General features: G+C 45.9%; 20 protein-coding genes and 1 riboswitch. Of the genes, 6 read left to right on the forward strand and 14 right to left on the reverse strand.

Annotated features, from left to right (window positions below; translation table 11 throughout):
* Positions 1–549: 549 nt before the first annotated feature.
* From MHM94_RS05515 to MHM94_RS05525, 3 genes are all read right to left on the reverse strand, one after another.
* On the reverse strand, positions 550–771 hold the full coding sequence (locus MHM94_RS05515; protein ID WP_235418941.1) for a hypothetical protein: 222 nt from the start codon (positions 769–771) through the stop codon (positions 550–552).
* A 228-nt stretch (positions 772–999) separates the two neighbouring features.
* The gene (locus MHM94_RS05520) at positions 1,000–1,860 is read right to left on the reverse strand and encodes a hypothetical protein (protein WP_235418940.1); all 861 of its coding nucleotides are present in this window, start codon (positions 1,858–1,860) and stop codon (positions 1,000–1,002) included.
* Positions 1,861–1,897: 37 nt separating this feature from the next.
* Positions 1,898–2,188 carry a hypothetical protein gene (locus MHM94_RS05525; RefSeq protein ID WP_235418939.1) on the reverse strand — a complete coding sequence of 97 codons (291 nt, stop codon included), beginning with the start codon at positions 2,186–2,188 and terminating at the stop codon, positions 1,898–1,900.
* 277 nt (positions 2,189–2,465) lie between these two features.
* Here MHM94_RS05525 and MHM94_RS05530 point away from each other — a divergent pair, with 277 nt between their 5' ends.
* Both MHM94_RS05530 and MHM94_RS05535 read left to right on the forward strand, forming a co-directional pair.
* Positions 2,466–3,362: an NAD-dependent DNA ligase gene (locus MHM94_RS05530; RefSeq protein ID WP_235418938.1), complete on the forward strand. Its 897-nt coding sequence runs from the start codon at positions 2,466–2,468 to the stop codon at positions 3,360–3,362.
* A gap of 4 nt (positions 3,363–3,366) precedes the next feature.
* Positions 3,367–3,711 carry a hypothetical protein gene (locus tag MHM94_RS05535; protein WP_235418937.1) on the forward strand — a complete coding sequence of 115 codons (345 nt, stop codon included), beginning with the start codon at positions 3,367–3,369 and terminating at the stop codon, positions 3,709–3,711.
* Between the two features lie 105 nt (positions 3,712–3,816).
* On the opposite strand, the gene MHM94_RS18420 is transcribed toward MHM94_RS05535, so the two are convergent.
* Together MHM94_RS18420 and MHM94_RS05540 are read right to left on the reverse strand one after the other, a co-directional pair.
* Positions 3,817–4,257, reverse strand: a complete 441-nt coding sequence (locus tag MHM94_RS18420; RefSeq protein ID WP_268837965.1) for a tyrosine-type recombinase/integrase — start codon at positions 4,255–4,257, stop codon at positions 3,817–3,819.
* Positions 4,145–5,035, reverse strand: a complete 891-nt coding sequence (locus MHM94_RS05540) for an integrase arm-type DNA-binding domain-containing protein (protein ID WP_268837963.1) — start codon at positions 5,033–5,035, stop codon at positions 4,145–4,147. The genes MHM94_RS18420 and MHM94_RS05540 overlap by 113 nt, the downstream gene beginning before the upstream one ends.
* A 102-nt stretch (positions 5,036–5,137) precedes the next feature.
* Here MHM94_RS05540 and sbcB point away from each other — a divergent pair, with 102 nt between their 5' ends.
* A complete protein-coding gene (gene sbcB, locus MHM94_RS05545) occupies positions 5,138–6,589 on the forward strand; it encodes an exodeoxyribonuclease I (protein ID WP_235418936.1) in 1,452 nt (483 codons plus the stop codon).
* Between the two features lie 17 nt (positions 6,590–6,606).
* Here sbcB and MHM94_RS05550 read toward each other — a convergent pair whose 3' ends face one another.
* Positions 6,607–7,491 (reverse strand): NAD(P)-dependent oxidoreductase, encoded by an 885-nt coding sequence (locus tag MHM94_RS05550; RefSeq protein ID WP_151172631.1) that lies wholly within the window; start codon positions 7,489–7,491, stop codon positions 6,607–6,609.
* Positions 7,492–7,588: 97 nt separating this feature from the next.
* Here MHM94_RS05550 and MHM94_RS05555 point away from each other — a divergent pair, with 97 nt between their 5' ends.
* Both MHM94_RS05555 and MHM94_RS05560 read left to right on the forward strand, forming a co-directional pair.
* Positions 7,589–8,101 carry a glutathione peroxidase gene (locus tag MHM94_RS05555; protein ID WP_022945131.1) on the forward strand — a complete coding sequence of 171 codons (513 nt, stop codon included), beginning with the start codon at positions 7,589–7,591 and terminating at the stop codon, positions 8,099–8,101.
* Positions 8,067–9,047, forward strand: coding sequence for a 2-hydroxyacid dehydrogenase (locus MHM94_RS05560; RefSeq protein ID WP_235418935.1), 981 nt, complete (start codon positions 8,067–8,069; stop codon positions 9,045–9,047). Before MHM94_RS05555 ends, MHM94_RS05560 begins: the two co-directional genes overlap by 35 nt.
* An 18-nt stretch (positions 9,048–9,065) precedes the next feature.
* Here the strand turns inward: MHM94_RS05560 and MHM94_RS05565 are convergent, their stop codons facing one another.
* Entirely contained in the window at positions 9,066–10,388 is a 1,323-nt protein-coding gene (locus MHM94_RS05565; RefSeq protein WP_235418934.1) for a sodium-dependent transporter, read from the reverse strand.
* Between the two features lie 90 nt (positions 10,389–10,478).
* Here MHM94_RS05565 and MHM94_RS05570 point away from each other — a divergent pair, with 90 nt between their 5' ends.
* Positions 10,479–11,192, forward strand: coding sequence for a 4'-phosphopantetheinyl transferase superfamily protein (locus MHM94_RS05570; protein WP_235418933.1), 714 nt, complete (start codon positions 10,479–10,481; stop codon positions 11,190–11,192).
* On the opposite strand, the gene lysC is transcribed toward MHM94_RS05570, so the two are convergent.
* From lysC to nhaD, 7 genes are all read right to left on the reverse strand, one after another.
* Positions 11,164–12,513: a lysine-sensitive aspartokinase 3 gene (gene lysC, locus MHM94_RS05575; protein ID WP_235418932.1), complete on the reverse strand. Its 1,350-nt coding sequence runs from the start codon at positions 12,511–12,513 to the stop codon at positions 11,164–11,166. The genes MHM94_RS05570 and lysC overlap by 29 nt on opposite strands.
* Positions 12,514–12,593: 80 nt before the next feature.
* A riboswitch (Lysine riboswitch) is annotated at positions 12,594–12,766 on the reverse strand.
* Between the two features lie 156 nt (positions 12,767–12,922).
* Entirely contained in the window at positions 12,923–13,396 is a 474-nt protein-coding gene (locus MHM94_RS05580) for a hypothetical protein (protein ID WP_235418931.1), read from the reverse strand.
* A 299-nt stretch (positions 13,397–13,695) separates the two neighbouring features.
* On the reverse strand, positions 13,696–14,151 hold the full coding sequence (locus MHM94_RS05585; protein WP_235418930.1) for a hypothetical protein: 456 nt from the start codon (positions 14,149–14,151) through the stop codon (positions 13,696–13,698).
* Between the two features lie 31 nt (positions 14,152–14,182).
* Positions 14,183–14,527, reverse strand: coding sequence for a hypothetical protein (locus MHM94_RS05590; protein WP_022945124.1), 345 nt, complete (start codon positions 14,525–14,527; stop codon positions 14,183–14,185).
* An 11-nt stretch (positions 14,528–14,538) separates the two neighbouring features.
* Complete coding sequence (locus MHM94_RS05595) at positions 14,539–15,030, reverse strand: M23 family metallopeptidase (protein ID WP_235418929.1); 492 nt, start codon at positions 15,028–15,030, stop codon at positions 14,539–14,541.
* Between the two features lie 37 nt (positions 15,031–15,067).
* Positions 15,068–15,487, reverse strand: a complete 420-nt coding sequence (locus tag MHM94_RS05600) for a GNAT family N-acetyltransferase (RefSeq protein ID WP_235418928.1) — start codon at positions 15,485–15,487, stop codon at positions 15,068–15,070.
* A 247-nt stretch (positions 15,488–15,734) separates the two neighbouring features.
* Positions 15,735–16,982: a sodium:proton antiporter NhaD gene (nhaD, locus tag MHM94_RS05605; RefSeq protein ID WP_045978368.1), complete on the reverse strand. Its 1,248-nt coding sequence runs from the start codon at positions 16,980–16,982 to the stop codon at positions 15,735–15,737.
* Positions 16,983–17,126: the final 144 nt, after the last annotated feature.

Here is a 17,126-nt window from a genome sequence, read left to right on the forward strand (position 1 = left end):
CCGTTAGAGTTTGACTCGGTTTGCCTTCGTTACACAGTCAGCTAGGGCTGGGTGTTGAAACAAGAAGGCTACCTAAAAGGGATAAATCCATTTGAAATAGATAATGCTATCACTAATGCTCGATTTAACCACCTAGCCGACAGATATTTTCATAATATCGCATTCAGGCGACTTCTCACCGTTTGCTATTTCTGCTTCGCTCAAGATGTTAGCAGACGACGAATCAAGCCTTAAAGCGGCGTTAACTGGCAGGAGGTAAATTTGACAAACTTAATAATAGCAGGGTTACTGCTAGCACGGCAGCAACAGCGGGACTAATTTTCCTCAAGAAGACTTATTTATCACATAAAATAAAGCTTTCTATTAGTCATGAATATAATCTCAAGCTTGATGTGCATAAAAATGAACTACAGATTAGTGAAAGCAAAGAGGCTTTTAATAGAGACTGGAGAATTTCAATACTAAAAAATAAAGTCAAGTTATTTATTTCAAAATATAAACAATCTCAGTTTAGATTTTGACTATCTCACTTTACACATACCTATTAGTTTACTTCTCGGTAATCGGTGAAAGTTGTTTTCCTAAGCCTGCTATTGTTGATTGATAACCTGTAAACTGTCCTGCTTGCTGTGATTTACCTGCCCCCTCGTGGGTATGCATCGCAAGTGTCTGATTCGTGTTCTTTACCACAGCAATTAAATCGAGCAATATTTGCAACATATTCACCGATTCATTGCCCACCCATACTGTCTGTCCTTCCAGCTTTGCCAAGTTCGCCGCTTAATATGAATTATCTCATTGAATGAATGGTACTAATTCAGGAGAAAGGTCATAATCAAGGAAGTTAAAACAAATGCGATTTACCAGAGCATGGCTTGTAAAGATCACGCTCACATCATTGCTGAGCTTATCGCGACCTATTTAATGAAAAAAATGTTTATCATAGGCGTTGACTCTCTTGGTTTACCTAGTTATGCGGGATAGTGTTGAGATGGAAACTCATTCTTGATATGGAAGTTGATTTCTCAACCTAGTTGCCAGCTTAAGCTCTTCCCTCCTAAAATCCTCTTCATGCGTAATATCATGCAAGTGAGCGTGGATAATTTCACGCAGTGGGAGGGCGATAGTGAACTTATCCCATGACTCATAATTTTCGCTATTAACTTCTACATATGTTTTTGCAAGTTCTATTGGCATACCTGCTACAATAAGTTCATCTTCTGCTTTCGCCATATTAGCTCTATTTACTAAATTAACTACTTCCCTATACATTGTTACCTTTTTAAGAGACAAGTTCTTTTCATCCCTAAAGCCACTAAATACTGGGAGGATATGAATATCTGATGTATGTATTGCTGCCTGCATCTCGTATATATAACCACAAAATACTTTTCTATCAGACATAGTAAATAGAACGGGTATACCGGTATGCGAGGAAAAACCGAACAACCTTGTTAGCTCCGGGCTATCTGCGTCTTTAACAAACTCTTTCTTAAGTTTCTCTGTACGCCCTGGCATAAAGAATTTTACTGAAGCATACAAGCCACTTAACGCTAGAGAAATAGCACTGATATTAAAAGTGGCTACCGTTTCACTTTCAACGTCGTAAACTTGAAAAGCACTATTTAGAAGCCAACGCCCAAAATCAAACTTAATGTCAAAACATGTAGCAACTTGGATGGCACACCAGAATACAAACGCGGATACTATAAAGAGAACCAGGCCAACAGATGTTGACCAAAAGAATGTGTGGTAGCCACTACTACGCAGATAGGAGAAACGCGTTTTGTAGTTTTGAGATAATATTAAATAGCCGCAAATGCCAAATACGAGTAAAAGAAGAACTGTTGGTTTTATCATTATTATTAAAAAAGCACCTAGACGGTGCTTTTAGCTTTTATGTTGCTGAATTAAGAGTTTTAGAAGCTGCTGCTATTTGTTTTTGCACTACTGCACTGTCCCTAAGAGATTTGATGTTAACCCTAAAGGTGTTTGAGTCCACTAACTCAACTTTTATTTCGTCTTTCCTCAAACCGGCTTCAAAACTCTCTATCATGGCCAGTATTTCCTTCCGCGTGGTTTCATCTAAAGCAGATAACTCTTTCTCGAGCTCTGCTCTCTTTGAATTGCTCTTTTTTGAAGACGTAAAATAGCTTTTCCAGTTATTAATTGATTCTGTAATAGACACACTGCACCTCCTTTCCCGTAGGTCACTAGCATTAGTGACCGTTTCAAACCACCAATAAAATGATGTTTAGGCATTGGTAAGCTCATCATCATTGGGGCTTACGCCACTGTTTTGTTAACGAATATCGTACATAAACAGTAGGTTTTGACGGCACCATCAAGAATATAAGCGATTACTGATCTCTGCGCAAGTTGTGTTTATGTGTTTCTAGCTGTTGCTTTCACATTAGGGTCTGATAATTTTAAAGATGAATACATTCTTTGAAAGGGATTTCCATATGCAAAGAGCACCAGTCGACCAACATGGTCAACCGCTCAATCGTAACTTTTGTGCGGCACAAAACCTAACGAAATCTATTTTATCACTGCAAGGAATACTCAAAGGAGTCGTGTCCGACCAGCGATTAAACGACCAAGAGCTATTGTTCTTGCAAACTTGGCTAGCTTCACATAAAGAGTTGCCAGTTGACGGTGATGTACTCGATATAGTCGATACCATAGAAGATATCTTGGCTGACGGGGTTATCACAGTCGACGAGCTCAATGAAATTAAAGGCGTTATTAATGACGTGCTTGAATACGGTGAATTGGTACCTAGTTGCGTTGAAGACCTAACCAACGAATTACTTGGATTTCTTTCTGGTGTTGCGGCCGACAATGTCATTACATTAGGAGAGTTTAACACCCTCGTAAGTTGGTTTAATGACAACCCTGACGCTACTACTTGTTGGCCAGGTAATGACCTATACAACAAGCTAGCTGAGATTTTAGAAGATGGTCTAGTTGAGCAACATGAACTAGATGACCTAGTTGAAACCTGCAAGCTAATGGCCGGACAACAATTTTTGGAAACGGGTGTAGCCCACGGTATGGCAACTGAGTTCTGCGCCACAAAGTTAGAGTCACTGCCTGACCACTTCGAAACTATTTGCTTTACCGGTAAGTTCCTATCAGGTACCAGAATGAACCTTCAAGACCAAGCCAAAAAGATTGGCCTTAGACCGCAAAAAGATGTGACTCAATCGCTTCATCTGCTGGTTATTGGTGGATTAGCAAGCCGTGACTGGCGCTTTAGTAGTCATGGCAGAAAGATAGAGAAGGCATTGGAGAACCAACAAAAGGGGCTATCCACGGTTATAATCACTGAAGATAATTGGAAGCTGATAAAGGAGTAGACTAATGAGTGATATTTTTATAAAGCGTGAATTAAATAAATCACTATTTAATAAAGGTATAATATCTGTATCAAAAATTAGCAATATAAACCAACTATTTGATTACGTTGATGAAGAACCGAATGGAGATATGGACACGCTTCTTGTTTCATGCGGACAGTATGGTCACTATAACGAGCTTCAATATATCTACGATGAAAAACTTAAGCGCTTTATTAATAACAATGTAATTAGTGAACAGCAAGCAATTCATGCACTTGCGTCTGCGTGCTTTAATATAGATAACCCACGAAGCCGAAAAGATTTTTATGCCCACTTAGCTGAAAAGCTGGATATTACTATAGAGTAGGCCATACATGAAGAAGATAGCTATAGTTATGATCGGGTTTGTACTGGCAATATGCGCAGCCTATTGCGTATATCAAATTGTGACCAGTGCAGGCACCAAGATAGTTTAGTTTTGTCGCTCATAAACCGTATTGACATGTTTAGCGATTAATTGCCAATACATGTCATATCCTGCCCTCTGTTCCTTAATCCAATCATGTTTGTTGTAAATTGCCATAACCCCACGCATAGAGTGGCCCAACATTTTCTCAGTTACATGGGGTAGCACTTTATGTTCATTAAGAATGGTTGAAACACTGCGACGGGCATCGTGGAGTAAAAACTGGGACGTGCCATGCTCTTTGTTCACGGCGTCCCTCATACGGGCGCAATAACGGTTAATTGCGTGTGATGTAATGGGGTTTCGCGGTGAAGTGCCTGGCACAATATAACCGCTACGCCCATAAGCAATCGCTAGATGCTCTAAAAGTTCTTTTTTTATCGGTGATCGGGCAGCGTATTGGCTTGTTAGTTTTTGAGTTCTCCGCTGGCACTGTCCAAACACCATCGATGAAGTTGAAATCTTCCCACTTGGCGGTGCGCACTTCTGACTGACGGGCACCGGTCAGGAAAATAAGTTGTAGGCAATACTTGGTTGCCGGCGCAGCCTTTGAACGCTCGATGCAAACCCACAATTGGGCCAGTTCGCTTAGTGATAGTACCCGTTGCCCTTTTGCAGCGGCCTCCCCTACATCGTTAGTATTAAGGCTGAGCACCGGGCACTGGTTGTGCAATGCGCCACGCTTATAGGCCCAGCGCACTATGGTCTTAATCCGTACCAGCATAACAGCTGCTGTTTTGGCGCTCCCCTTTTCTTTTACTTTGTCAAAGTAAGCCACCCAATCAAGTAATCGCATTTCATCTACGGGTAAGGACTTCTCATTAAAGTACGGATAAATCCACTTTTCAGCATGGTTTTTATACAGTGTCCGCGTCTTTTCTTTAAGATCTGGCACCTTTATTTCAAGCCATTGCCGAGCAAGCTCATCCAATCGCGGTAATTCGCTCTGATGAGATTGCACTATCTTATATTCAATTCTTGGGTCACGGCCTTGGGCCAGCCAATTTTGAAAATCAGGGATGTGAGACTGGGCTTCTTTGATACTCATTCCCGGGTAGCGACCTAAGGAAAGGATGACTTGCTTGCCATCAAAACGGTATCGATACTGCCAAGTTAAGATACCCTTTGTTGTTACCCTTATTCTTAAACCGTCACGATGTGTTAGTATTCTGAAATCTTGTTCTTTGCCCAAAAGTTTGCGCAATTTTGTATCGCTGAGTGCCATAAAAAAATATACACACATGCTGGCCACTGCGAGAAATACAAAAACATGTCATGCAACAAGAACACAGGTTAACAATTTGATTTATAGGGAAAAAGAAACAATATGGCAGAACTCAGAAATGACAATGACCAGCCTACTATCTACTGGCACGATTATGAAACTTGGGGGGCAAACCCGCAAAAAGATCGTCCCAGTCAGTTTGCTGGTATTCGCACCGATTTAGATCTAAATATCATCGGTGAGCCGCTTATTGAGTATTGCCGTCCGGCGCCGGATTATCTGCCTCACCCCGAGGCCTGTTTAGTCACAGGGATCACGCCGCAGCATGCGCTGCGTCATGGCCTTAATGAAGCAGAGTTTATCGCTAAAATTCATGACGAATTCGCCCGCCCGAATACCTGTGTGGCTGGTTACAACAGTATTCGTTTTGATGATGAGGTTAGCCGCTACACTTTATACCGTAATTTTTATGACCCTTACGCTCGTGAATGGAAAAATGGCAATAGCCGTTGGGATATTATTGATTTAGTACGTGCCTGTTATGCCCTGCGCCCGCAAGGTATTAACTGGCCGCAAAAGGAAGATGGCAGCGTCAGCTTCCGCCTTGAAGACCTAACCAAAGCCAATGGCATTGAGCACGCCGATGCCCACGATGCCCTGAGCGATGTAAAAGCCACAATTGCGCTGGCAAAACTGATTAAAGACACGCAGCCCAAGCTGTATCACTTCTTTTTCTCTTTGCGCCATAAAAAAGCGCTGCTTGATTTGGTGGATGTTTATAACATGACGCCGCTGGTGCATACCTCTTCGCGTATTCCTGCAAGCCAAGGCTGCACGACTTGGATTGCGCCAATGAGCTTTCATCCCAGTAATAAAAACGCGGTGGTGTGCTTTAACTTAACGCAAGACCCGCAACCGCTTTTGGATTTAAGTGTCGAGCAATTACGGGAGTACCTCTATACCCGTCATGATGAACTCCCCCCTGGACAAGCGCCGATTGGCTTAAAACTAGTGCATGTGAATAAATGCCCTATTCTTGCCCCCGCGAAAACCTTGTTGCCAGAGAACGCCGAACGTTTGGGTATCGATCGCGAACAATGTTTAGCCCACTTAAAGGTACTAAAGGCCCACCCGGAGCTACGCGATAAGGTCGCCGAAGTGTTTAACGACACGCGCCATTTTGCTGATACCGGCAACCCCGACTATCAACTTTATAGTGGTTTTATCAGCAACAGTGATAAGGCCAAGTTTGATATTATTCGCGCCACTGAGCCCATGCAGCTCGCCGGTTTAGACATAGACTTTGAAGATGATAAATTCACCACCTTGCTATTTCGTTATCGCGCCCGTAATTGGCCGGAAACGCTGACCCCCAGCGAGCTTGACTCGTGGCGAAAGTACTGTCAAAACAAGCTGATGAATGGCGAGGACAGCCCCTCTATTGGCGCGCAAGACTTCATGCTCAGCCTAGAAAACCTAGTGCACGAGAATGAAGGCAATGAGCGCAATATGGCGGTGCTCAAAGCCCTATACCACTACGCCCAAAGCCTTTAGCTTGTGGGCGTATACCGCTACTTACTGGGGTTTAGCTTTTCCAGCCGCGCCAGTAAGCTAGAGGTATCAAAACGGCCACCGCCCATAGCTTGTACGTCACTGTAGTATTGATCCACCAATGCCGTAAGACCTAGGCTAGCACCGTTATTGCGCGCCTCATCAAGAGCAATACCTAGGTCTTTGCGCATCCAATCAACGGCAAAACCAAACTCATACTCTCCTTGCCACATGGTTTGATGGCGATTTTCCATTTGCCAAGACCCAGCTGCTCCCTTAGCGATAGTCTCTACCACCTTGTCGCCATCGAGCCCGGCTTTTTTCGCAAAATGTAAACCTTCTGCCAGGCCCTGTACCACACCGGCAATACAAATCTGATTTACCATTTTACAGAGCTGGCCGCTGCCGATATCACCTTGTAATTGGCTAAAGCGACTGTAGGCTGCCATCACTGGCTGCACCTTGGCAAAAGCCGCATTGCTCCCGCCACACATCACGGTTAGTACGCCATTTTCGGCGCCCGCCTGGCCACCAGAGACCGGCGCATCAATAAAGGCAATACCTTGGGCTTTCGCAGCGTCACCCAACTCCCTGGCAAGCTCGGCGGAGGTGGTGGTGTGATCAACCAGCAAGGCACCCTCGTGCATACCCGCCAGCGCCCCGTGCTCACCATAAATCACGCTGCGCACATCATCGTCATTGCCAACACATACAAACACAAAGTCTGCGCCTTGGGCCGCTTGTTCTGGCGTTGCAGCACTGCGCCCGCCATATTGCTCTACCCACTGCTGCGACTTTGACGCTGTACGGTTGTATACACACACATCAAACCCTGCTTGTTGCAGGTGCCCGGCCATGGGGTAGCCCATGACGCCTAAACCGATAAAGGTACACATTTTTGACATAATTTTGACCTATTTGCCTGATAGCCTCGAGAAAACGCAAAAAAGTATAACAAAGGCATCGTACAAAAACGCCTTGTTTTGAGTTATGGAGCTCACAATGGATAGTATTTACCATTTCAATGCCACCCTCATCGATGGCACGCCCTATTCATTTAAACAGTTACAAGGACGCGTTGCACTCATTGTAAACACCGCCAGTACCTGTAACTTTAGTAATCAATATAGTGCGTTGGAGCGTGTTTTTAGCGACTACCAACAGCGGGGCTTAGTGGTATTGGGATTTCCTTGCAATCAATTTGGCCGCCATGAGCAAGGCTCAAATGAGGATATAAAAGCCTTTTGCACCAGCACATTTAATGTTAGCTTTCCATTGTTTAGTAAGGTAATGGTCAACGGTCCTGACGCCCACCCGCTGTTTAATTATTTAAAAGAACACACTCGGGGCATTGCACAAAACCGGGCAATAAAATGGAATTTCACTAAATTTCTAATAAACTCTCAGGGCCAACTGGTGAACCGCTACGCACCTCGGACCAAACCCGATACCCTTCGTGCGGTAATAGAGAGTCAACTTGATGAAATTAGCCCTATTCAGCTCGCAAAGGTATGAGCAACACGCATTCAGCGAACATTGTCCAGATAACGTTGAGGTCCATTTCTTTGATGCTCAGCTTAATGAGCTCACTGCCTCACTGGCGCAAGGGTGCGACAGCGTGTGCGTATTTGTAAATGACGTGGTCAACAAACAGGTACTCGATAAGCTCAACGAGCTAGGTATTAAGCTGGTTCTACTGCGCTGTGCAGGTTTTAACAACGTTGATTTAGACCACGCCGCACGCTTAGGTATTGAGGTTGCGCGGGTGCCCGCCTACAGCCCAGAGGCTGTGGCAGAACATTGTCTCGCCCTGATCTTGACCCTATCGCGTAAAACCCACAAAGCCTATAACCGTGTGCGTGAGGATAACTTCGACCTCAACGGCCTGTTGGGCTTTAACTTACATGGCAAAACAGTGGGGCTTATCGGGTGCGGTAAAATAGGGCTAGCGCTGTGCCGTATACTGAACGGTTTTGGCGCCAAGGTGCTGGTGGTCGACCCAGCGAAGCCTGAAGGCGACTTTACCCTGGTTGATAAAGCCACATTATTAGCGCAAAGCGATATTATCAGCTTGCATTGCCCCTTAACCGAGCAAACCCACCATATTATAAATAGCGACGCACTGAGCCACATGAAACGCGGCGCTATGTTGATTAACACCGGGCGCGGCGCCCTGCTCGATACCAAAGCCTGTATCAATGCGCTAAAAAGCGGTCAGCTTGGGTATTTGGGTTTAGACGTGTACGAGCAAGAGTCGGAATTGTTTTTTAAAGACCGCTCGGAGGAGATTCTTCAAGATGATGTCTTCGCCCGCCTGCTCACCTTCCAAAATGTGTTGATCACCGGGCATCAAGGATTTTTCACCGAGGAAGCGTTGCAGCAAATCGTGCAAACCACCTTTGATAATTTACTGCAGTACGCCAAAGGTGAAGCGCTAACCAATCGCGTTTGCGCCCCTTAAAACACTAAGTGGCGCCGGCTATTTCAGCGCCACATTCATAAACACGGCGGTCATTAGCACCGGACATACTAGGCGTATATACCAGCGCAGCGCCACAATACTCATCTTGTCAGATTGCGCTAATTGATTACCACGGCGCCACACCCAACCGAGGGTAAGAAAGTAGAACAATCCCATCAAAGGCAACTGGTACTGAGTAAATACTTGGATCACTAAGCCAAACAGCCAATCAAAGTTCAACACTATGGTGAGCGATGCCAACATCACCACGGCGCTAACCAGCCAAGTGGCTGCTTTACGGCCGATACCATGATTTTCCACCAAAAACGCCACCGGGATCTCGGTCGAAGAAATGGTCGAGGTCAGCGAAGCAATCGACATGAGAACGAAAAAGGCCAAAGCAATCACCAGCCCCATGCTGCCCATGGTATTAAACAATTGCGGGAGCACCGCAAAGATCAGTTGCCCTTCGCCAATGAGTTTGCCGTTTTGGAATACTTCCACGCCATTGTGGCTGGCGACAAAAATCGCGGGCACAATAAGCAGACCGGCCAAAAACGCCACCGATGTATCAAGGGCGGCCACACTCAGGGTCAGCTTGCCGATATTCGCTCCAGGCTTTAAGTACGAGCCGTAAATCATCATGCACCCTACCCCCAGCGACAATGAGAAAAACGCTTGCCCCATGGCAGCGATGATTAAATCTGGGTCCCACACCTTAGTAAAGTCAGGTTGTAGGTAATTACTAAAGCCTTCACCGGCGCCGGGTAACGAGCCGATATAGAAAATCAAGCCAACTAACAGCACCAAAAGCAACGGCATTAATCGCCGCGACCAGGCTTCAATCCCTGATTTGACCCCTTTTAAAATAATGCTTGCGGTTAACACCAACATCAGCGGCGTGAAAATAAGGTTTCGGGCGAGGGAGTCACCACTTAAAAATGCGGCAGCGTCTTTCATTCCCAGCATCTCGCACAGCGGCGCTAAGGCATGGGCCAACATCCATCCGGCAACGATGGAATAAAAGCTCAGCATGACAATGGCCCCGGCTAAACCAATATAACCAGCCCCTGCCCCTATTTTTGCCGCTTTTGGTTGCCAAGCACGTTTAAGTGCTTGTACCGGGTTGGCTTGAGCGGCGTAGCCCAAGTACAGCTCAGTGAACAGTGCCGGTAGTGCCAAGGCAAAGATGACAATGAAATACACCAGTAAAAAAGCACCGCCACCGTGATTCGCTGCTTGAGTTGGAAAACCCCAAATATTACCTAGGCCTACTGCTGCACCAGCTGCCGCTAGTACAAAACCTATACGGCTTTGGAAACCGTCACGCTTATTCGTCATTCGCAGGGATATCTGTTATTGTTTTGCCGCTATTAAATCATAATTACCCGTATTAAAGTAGTCATAGCCACGCTTATCGGAATGTCCTTGATGCTAAACCCTGCCTATCGCTTTTCACCTTTACCGACCGATACCGAGCAATATGCCAAGCACAGCGACGTGGTGTTGCTTTATTGTGCTAAAGCGCACGGTGGATTAAATGACGCACATTTGCACCGCACAGAGCAAGCGGTCTTAGCAAAGCGTAAAAAGGTGCAGGCACAACTGGAGTATCGCGCCACACGCTGGGCCATAAAACAGCTGGCACGACAGCTGTACCCACAGTATCGCGATTACCCTCTTGCTGCCTGGTGCAGTGAATTTGACGTTGAACAGGCGCAGCTGGTGCTCAGCGTTGATGGCCACCCCCTCGATGCGCGGGTAGTCATCAGCCACGCTCACGGCCACATTGCCGTGGCGATGACGCGCGGCGCAACCTTATTAGGCGTAGATATTGAGAAAATTGACAACGCACGCGCCTTTAAGAAGCTGGCGGCGCACTATTATCCTGAGGCCGAGGCAAGGGATATTGGCAGCGAGGTTGAGACCTTTTTCCGGGTCTGGACGTTAAAAGAAGCCTACGCAAAAGCGACTAAGCAACCCATTGCCACCTTGTTAGGCCAACCCATCTTGGAGCTTATCGGCGCCCTTGATGGCCAGGTATATTGTCAGGAACTATTTGCCGGGCACTTTGATATCAGTCTTATCACCGATCCGCAGCGCCCGGTGCTCACTGTTAACCTTCCAGCAGCCGTTGATGAATAGTTTGCACCACTGCATCAGACTGACTTTGCTCAACCAAGAAGCACAGGTTATGTTTCGATGCGCCGTGACAAATAAGGCGAATATCAAACTCACTGAGCACCTGCATTAAATTCAGCTCGCTCTGGCGCAGCACAATCTCCGAGCCAATTAACGCCACCAATGTGAGGTTATTCTCAACCGACACATGGCAAAACTCGCTTAAACGCTCGAGGGCTTGCTGATCAAGCTCCGGACGACTGGCATTCGGGGCATTATCAAGCGTCAATGCGACACTTATCTCCGAAGTTGTGACCAAATCAACGGAAATTTTATGCTCACTCAAAATAGTAAACACCCGCGCTAAAAAGCCGCTCGCTAATAGCATTTCCGGGCTTTTCAGGGTCAAGAGAATTTGGTTTTTACGCTGAGTCACAGCGCGAACACCAGCTAAAGTGTCTCCTTGGGGCGTTTTTTGTATCCACGTCCCGCCCCCTTGTGGTTCGCGACTGGAGCCGACAAACACACTGATGCCACTGCGTGCAGCGGGTAAAATGGTCGCCGGGTGTAGGACTTTAGCGCCAAAGGTTGCCATTTCGGCGGCTTCGTCAAAGCTTAAGTGGGCAATGGGTGCGGCTTTGGCACAGACTCTGGGATCGGTGCTGAAAATACCGACCACATCGGTCCAAATATATACGCTGTTGGCGCCAATCGCCTCGGCTAATAAGGCCGCGCTGTAATCCGACCCCCCACGCCCTAAGGTGGTGGTATCGCCATAGTCATCACTGCCCATAAAGCCCTGAGTGACAACCACTTGATCTTTAAGCAACGGCAGCAATTGGGCATGGGCTTGCTGCGCTGTTGCTTTAATATTGGGCTGGGCTTTGCCAAACTGACTATCTGTTTTGAGCACCGAACGCACATCAAAGCGCGTTGCCGCCACGCCGTGTTCCCGTAATACCTGAGTAAACAAATAAGAAGAGAAACGCTCGCCAAAACTCAGTAGCTCATCGCTGTGGGCGCTCGATTGTGGCGCTTGCTCAGCGCTGCTTCGAAAGGCGCTCAAGGTGACATCAAAGCCGTGGGCTAAATCAGCATCAAGGCTGACATATTCGAGAATATTAAGCTGGATAGCGATCACCCCATCGATGTGCGCTTGGCGCTGCTGTGACGTTAATGCACTTTGGCATAACGCTACCAGGTGATTGGTGACCCCGGCACTGGCGCTAACCACCACTACACGCACGTTGTTATTATCTGCGATGATTTGTGCACACCGGCTCATAGAGCCATGATCGGCCACTGAAGTGCCGCCAAACTTGGCGACAGAATATTCCTGATTCATTATCTCTCCGAGATGAAAAACGAGTTATTTTTCAAATACAATCAGGAGAACTTGGCAAGACTAAAAAGGTAAGAATGTCCATTGCCAGAAGCCCTCCACCCCTACAGGTGACAGTTCCGAGGATTCAGCCTCAAGAACCGAAAGCCATTGCGACGCACAATGCACTTCCTCGGCGATAGTCTCCCTCATAAACGATCAAAGGCTGTCGTCGGCCTCACGTTTACTACCTAGCTATCGCACCTCTTCTGCGACACATTCGATCCTGAGACCGAAGTGAATCAGCAATGTACCTAGCAGACGGCTAGAAGTCAATATCACACTTCACTGGAAGATGTTCTGGCGGTGAATGATTGCTTGGATACACAAGTTGGCCGCAGCCAGCCTGTGTATTGCCGATTATGGAATCTAATTAAGGTTGGATGGGGCAATGCTCACCATCAACTGGCACCCAAACAGTTCGCGTTTCCATACGACAATTATATTCGACGGTTTGCTCTTCTTGTTGGGTGAAATAGGAGTTGTGTTGATGCATATATACGCCACCGGGAGCCTGGCCAGAAGGTCCGGCAATTGTCCAGTTTGCTGGGCAACTTTGTGTTGATAATACAACGCGAGTTTCCCACTCTGGCGCATCGCTATTAGGAGCCGATGCGCTAAGCCTGTAGTGACAACGTTTGTAAGAAACGTCTACTAACTCGGTTCTATAATCACAGACTCTCACTAATCGCTCGTCCCAATACCCTCCGCAATTTACACTGTTTACTTGGGTATCATAGAAGGTATTGTAGTCTGTTACTTTTATTTGTGAGCTAGATGCCAATACATTATTGGCCACAAAAAAGAGCAACGCCAACACACAGGCTGATAAAATTTTTTGTCTCATTTTTATTTCCTTAACAATAGCTTGGAAATAAAAATGCTACATAAAATTATCATTTATATAAACAGAAACTAAGTTGATTATTTTTCAATCAAACCGCTATTAACTTATCAACAATAAATAAATCTGAACACCTCTTTTTCATTAAAAAGCCAACGTTATAATTCCTTAATTACGCAACAATCAATTTATAAAAATTTGCTTATAAAGAATAAATGCTCGATATTGTGTGAAAAATAAAGTTACCTTTCCTGTGAATAAAATCGTCATGAGATAAGCTAATAGTGAGTGCTCGCCAATATCTAAGAAAACTGACTACTGTCTTCAGTCATGCGCACCACCAAACCTTCGGCCACTAAAAAATGATAAAGCTGTAAATCGGCTATCAGGTCACTCGAGGAGAGCTCAAAGTCTTGAAAAGTTCTATTGTGATAGCGAAAACGAACAATATGTTCATAACGCTGGTGCTGGCAGTAAATGACCTCTTTGACATCAGCGAGCTTTATCGGCGTATCAAGTAAGTTCAGTACCCCATGCTCAACAAATATGGCACTACAGCGTATGGGCTCGATGCTCCATTGATACTGGGCACTGAGCATAAAACTAAATATCAACACCGATATCGCTTGCGCCCAAAAGCTCTGCTCCATCATAAAATTAATAAAAAACAGTACATAGATAAACAATGCACCGGTGTATAAAGCGCGGGTGATCACCGCACGCGTGGCAAATTGCTTTTTGCGGGTAAGTTGACTCACTGGGGTCTTCCTTGTTTGATGAAAACTGAATTTAGTGGCTGTAGGCAGACGGTTGTTTTATTAGCCGTTCATTGTCAACGACCATAGTCCACTGACCGTCGTTGTTGTTGGGTGGCTCGTTGACGATGAAGGTGGTGCTGAAAAAACCAATGCCAACACTGAAGTCGTCACCCTCAAATGATTGCAGCGGCCCTTCCACTGAGGTGGAGCCCCCGTTTTTATAGCGTTTATAGGCGACTGTGCCATCTTCAAGAATCAATAGACTCATGCTGGGACTTTGCCAGTGCCCGACATAATCGCGCTTTTGTGCAGGGACGGGTTCTGCGCAACTGCATAGCAGTAAAATAAACGCCAAAGCCAGTAATACTAATCGCATCCGTTGCTCCGTTAGTTGCCGAAATAAGTTATAGGGTTGAGGTAGAAGGCTTTCTTGACGCCTTGGGGGGCGCTATCAATAAGCCAAAAGTAAGGAATTAAAGTCACCAATGAGTAGTGTAAATGAGCGGCTTTACCTTGGGCATTGCCGCTGGTGCCAACACTGCCTATTTGCTCACCGCCACTAAACCAACGACGTTCGCTATCACTGAAGCTGTCTAGATGAGCATAATAGTGTAATCGCCATTTTGGTCCGAGGGCAATCATCACATTGCCGCCCTTGGGCCACTGTCCACGATAAATCACCAAGTGATGTGAAGCGGCCACCACGTCAGTGCCTTTATTGGCAAAAATATCTACCCCTTTATGCACCCCAGAGCTTCCCCAGGGTTCATACCAAAAGGTATCTTGATGCCAATCAGCGCTACTTGCCCCATGCACGGGAATAGTCACTGGCTCGGGCACTAGAAACGCGAATATAAAACCAAACAATAATGCCGCCAAAACTAACCTCCTTGTTCTTTTTAAGTACCGTTTCGGCTTACTCATGAAGCTGTTTGCTCATAAAATATTTTTTGCCGTTAAGCGGATACTGCTGTTGCACCCATTGCGTTTCATAGCCATGACGCTCATAAAACGGTTGCGCCTGAAAATCCAAGGTATCGAGCAGCACATACGTGCACCCGCGCGCCTTTGCGGCTTGCTCTATGGCAGTGAGACACTGTGAGCCGATGCCTTGCCCACGCAATGTGTCACTCACCCAAAGATAATCCAATAGCAACCAATGACCAAAGGTGCGGCCACTGGCACCGGCTTTTACTTCGCCTTGATCATCGCGCCAGCTAACCGCTAAAGGTTTACGTTCTACATTTTGCCAATGGGCCCAATTATATTGGCTGATTTGCTGAGCAATAAAGTCGAGTAAGTCTTGTTCTGGATTCTGTATTACTTCTAACGTCATATGGCCTCTTAATACATAGATGCAGCTAATTAAACACCGATATAAAAAGCGAAGCTTACAGAGAAAGGAAATGTTTTGCAGCGATCAACGACCAGTTCTAAGAACCAAGGTGCAAATCACTGCTAATAACTAAAAAATTGGCGCCAATCCTTTTTACCGTGTAATCGCAATCCATGCCTATATGTGTGCATTATGAGGGCCAAAATAATGGCCCTCATGCTGTCAATGATATACCACTTTGCAGTACTTAAACAAACGCACCCATCATGTAGGCTCCGCTGTAGCCCACTGAATAAGCAATTAATAAGTACACCGTATTGCGCAGATAGCTCATAAAGGTAAGGTCACGCACCTTACTCATGGCAATGATCCCTGCGGCCGAGCCGATAACTAGCATCGACCCACCCACGCCGGTGGCATAGGTAAACGCGAGCCAGTCGCGGGTTTGCATGTGAATATCTGCTTTTAATAACGCTGCGGTCAGTGGCACATTATCCACCGCTGCTGAGAGTATGCCCATCAAGTAGTTGGCTTGATTCGGTGCCAATACTTCATACAAGTGGGTAAATTGCGCCAGCACCCCAACCTCTTTTAGCGCGCCGACCAACAGCAACACACCAACAAAGAACAGTAAGGTGTCGTATTCAATTTCACGAATATAGTCGATGATTTTTTTATTCACGTCTTTTTTACGCATCAAGAACTGGGCGCTTAGGAACATCACCGAAAGCCCGAACAAAAAGGTCAGCAAAGGCGGAATGGAATACAGCACACTCATGGTTAGAGTACCGACAATGGTCGAGATAAAAATAGCCGCAATGGTGATATCGGTCTTTTCTATCGCTTTAGGCTCGCCCAAGGCGAAGCTCACTCGACCATTCATTTTCATCGATAACAAAGCAGCGAGCACAATAACGCTCAGTGCTGCTGGGGCCACTAGCAGCAGAAGATTAGCTATGGTGACTTTATCAGCAAGGAAGATCATTAGCGTGGTGACATCACCGGTAATAAGCGACACCCCCCCTGAGTTAACCGCGAAGATGATTAACGTAGCGTACTTGACCAGTTTGCGTCCGTCTAACTTCAACGACATCACCACCGCCAACGACACTAAGGTTGCGGTGATATTGTCGGAAATCGACGAAAACAAAAAGGCAAAACCAGCAATCAGGAACATTAATTTACGCTCACTTATTTCGCTGGGCAATACGCGTTGCACTAAGTTTTGAATGAACCCTTTGGAATTGAGATAGGCAACAAAGGTCATTGCCGCCATTAAAAATAGCCAAAGGGTGGCAATTTCTAAAATATTCTCATTGAGTTCATGCTTAATGTGGTCGAGGGAGTGACCGTTTAGTGGGGAGATAAAGAGGATGATCCAGCACAGGGTGCCGAAAAACAGCGTGGTTTTGGCCTTATTCACGTGGATGACATCTTCCACGACAATAAGCACAAAGGCCACGGCAATGAGCGTCAAGATGAGCGCACTGACCATTTTTGGTATTTTTCCTTGCTATAGGCGAATAGAACAATACTGCTAAGTTTACTGCCCGTATGCACACACCCGCGCTACAAAAAACAAACTTAGGAGTACCCTGGGTTAATTGTCAGACCAATAACAGGTTTTTGGTCTGCAAGC

It is taken from the genome of Pseudoalteromonas sp. CNAT2-18.1 (assembly GCF_022347865.1).
Classification (GTDB): domain Bacteria; phylum Pseudomonadota; class Gammaproteobacteria; order Enterobacterales; family Alteromonadaceae; genus Pseudoalteromonas; species Pseudoalteromonas ruthenica.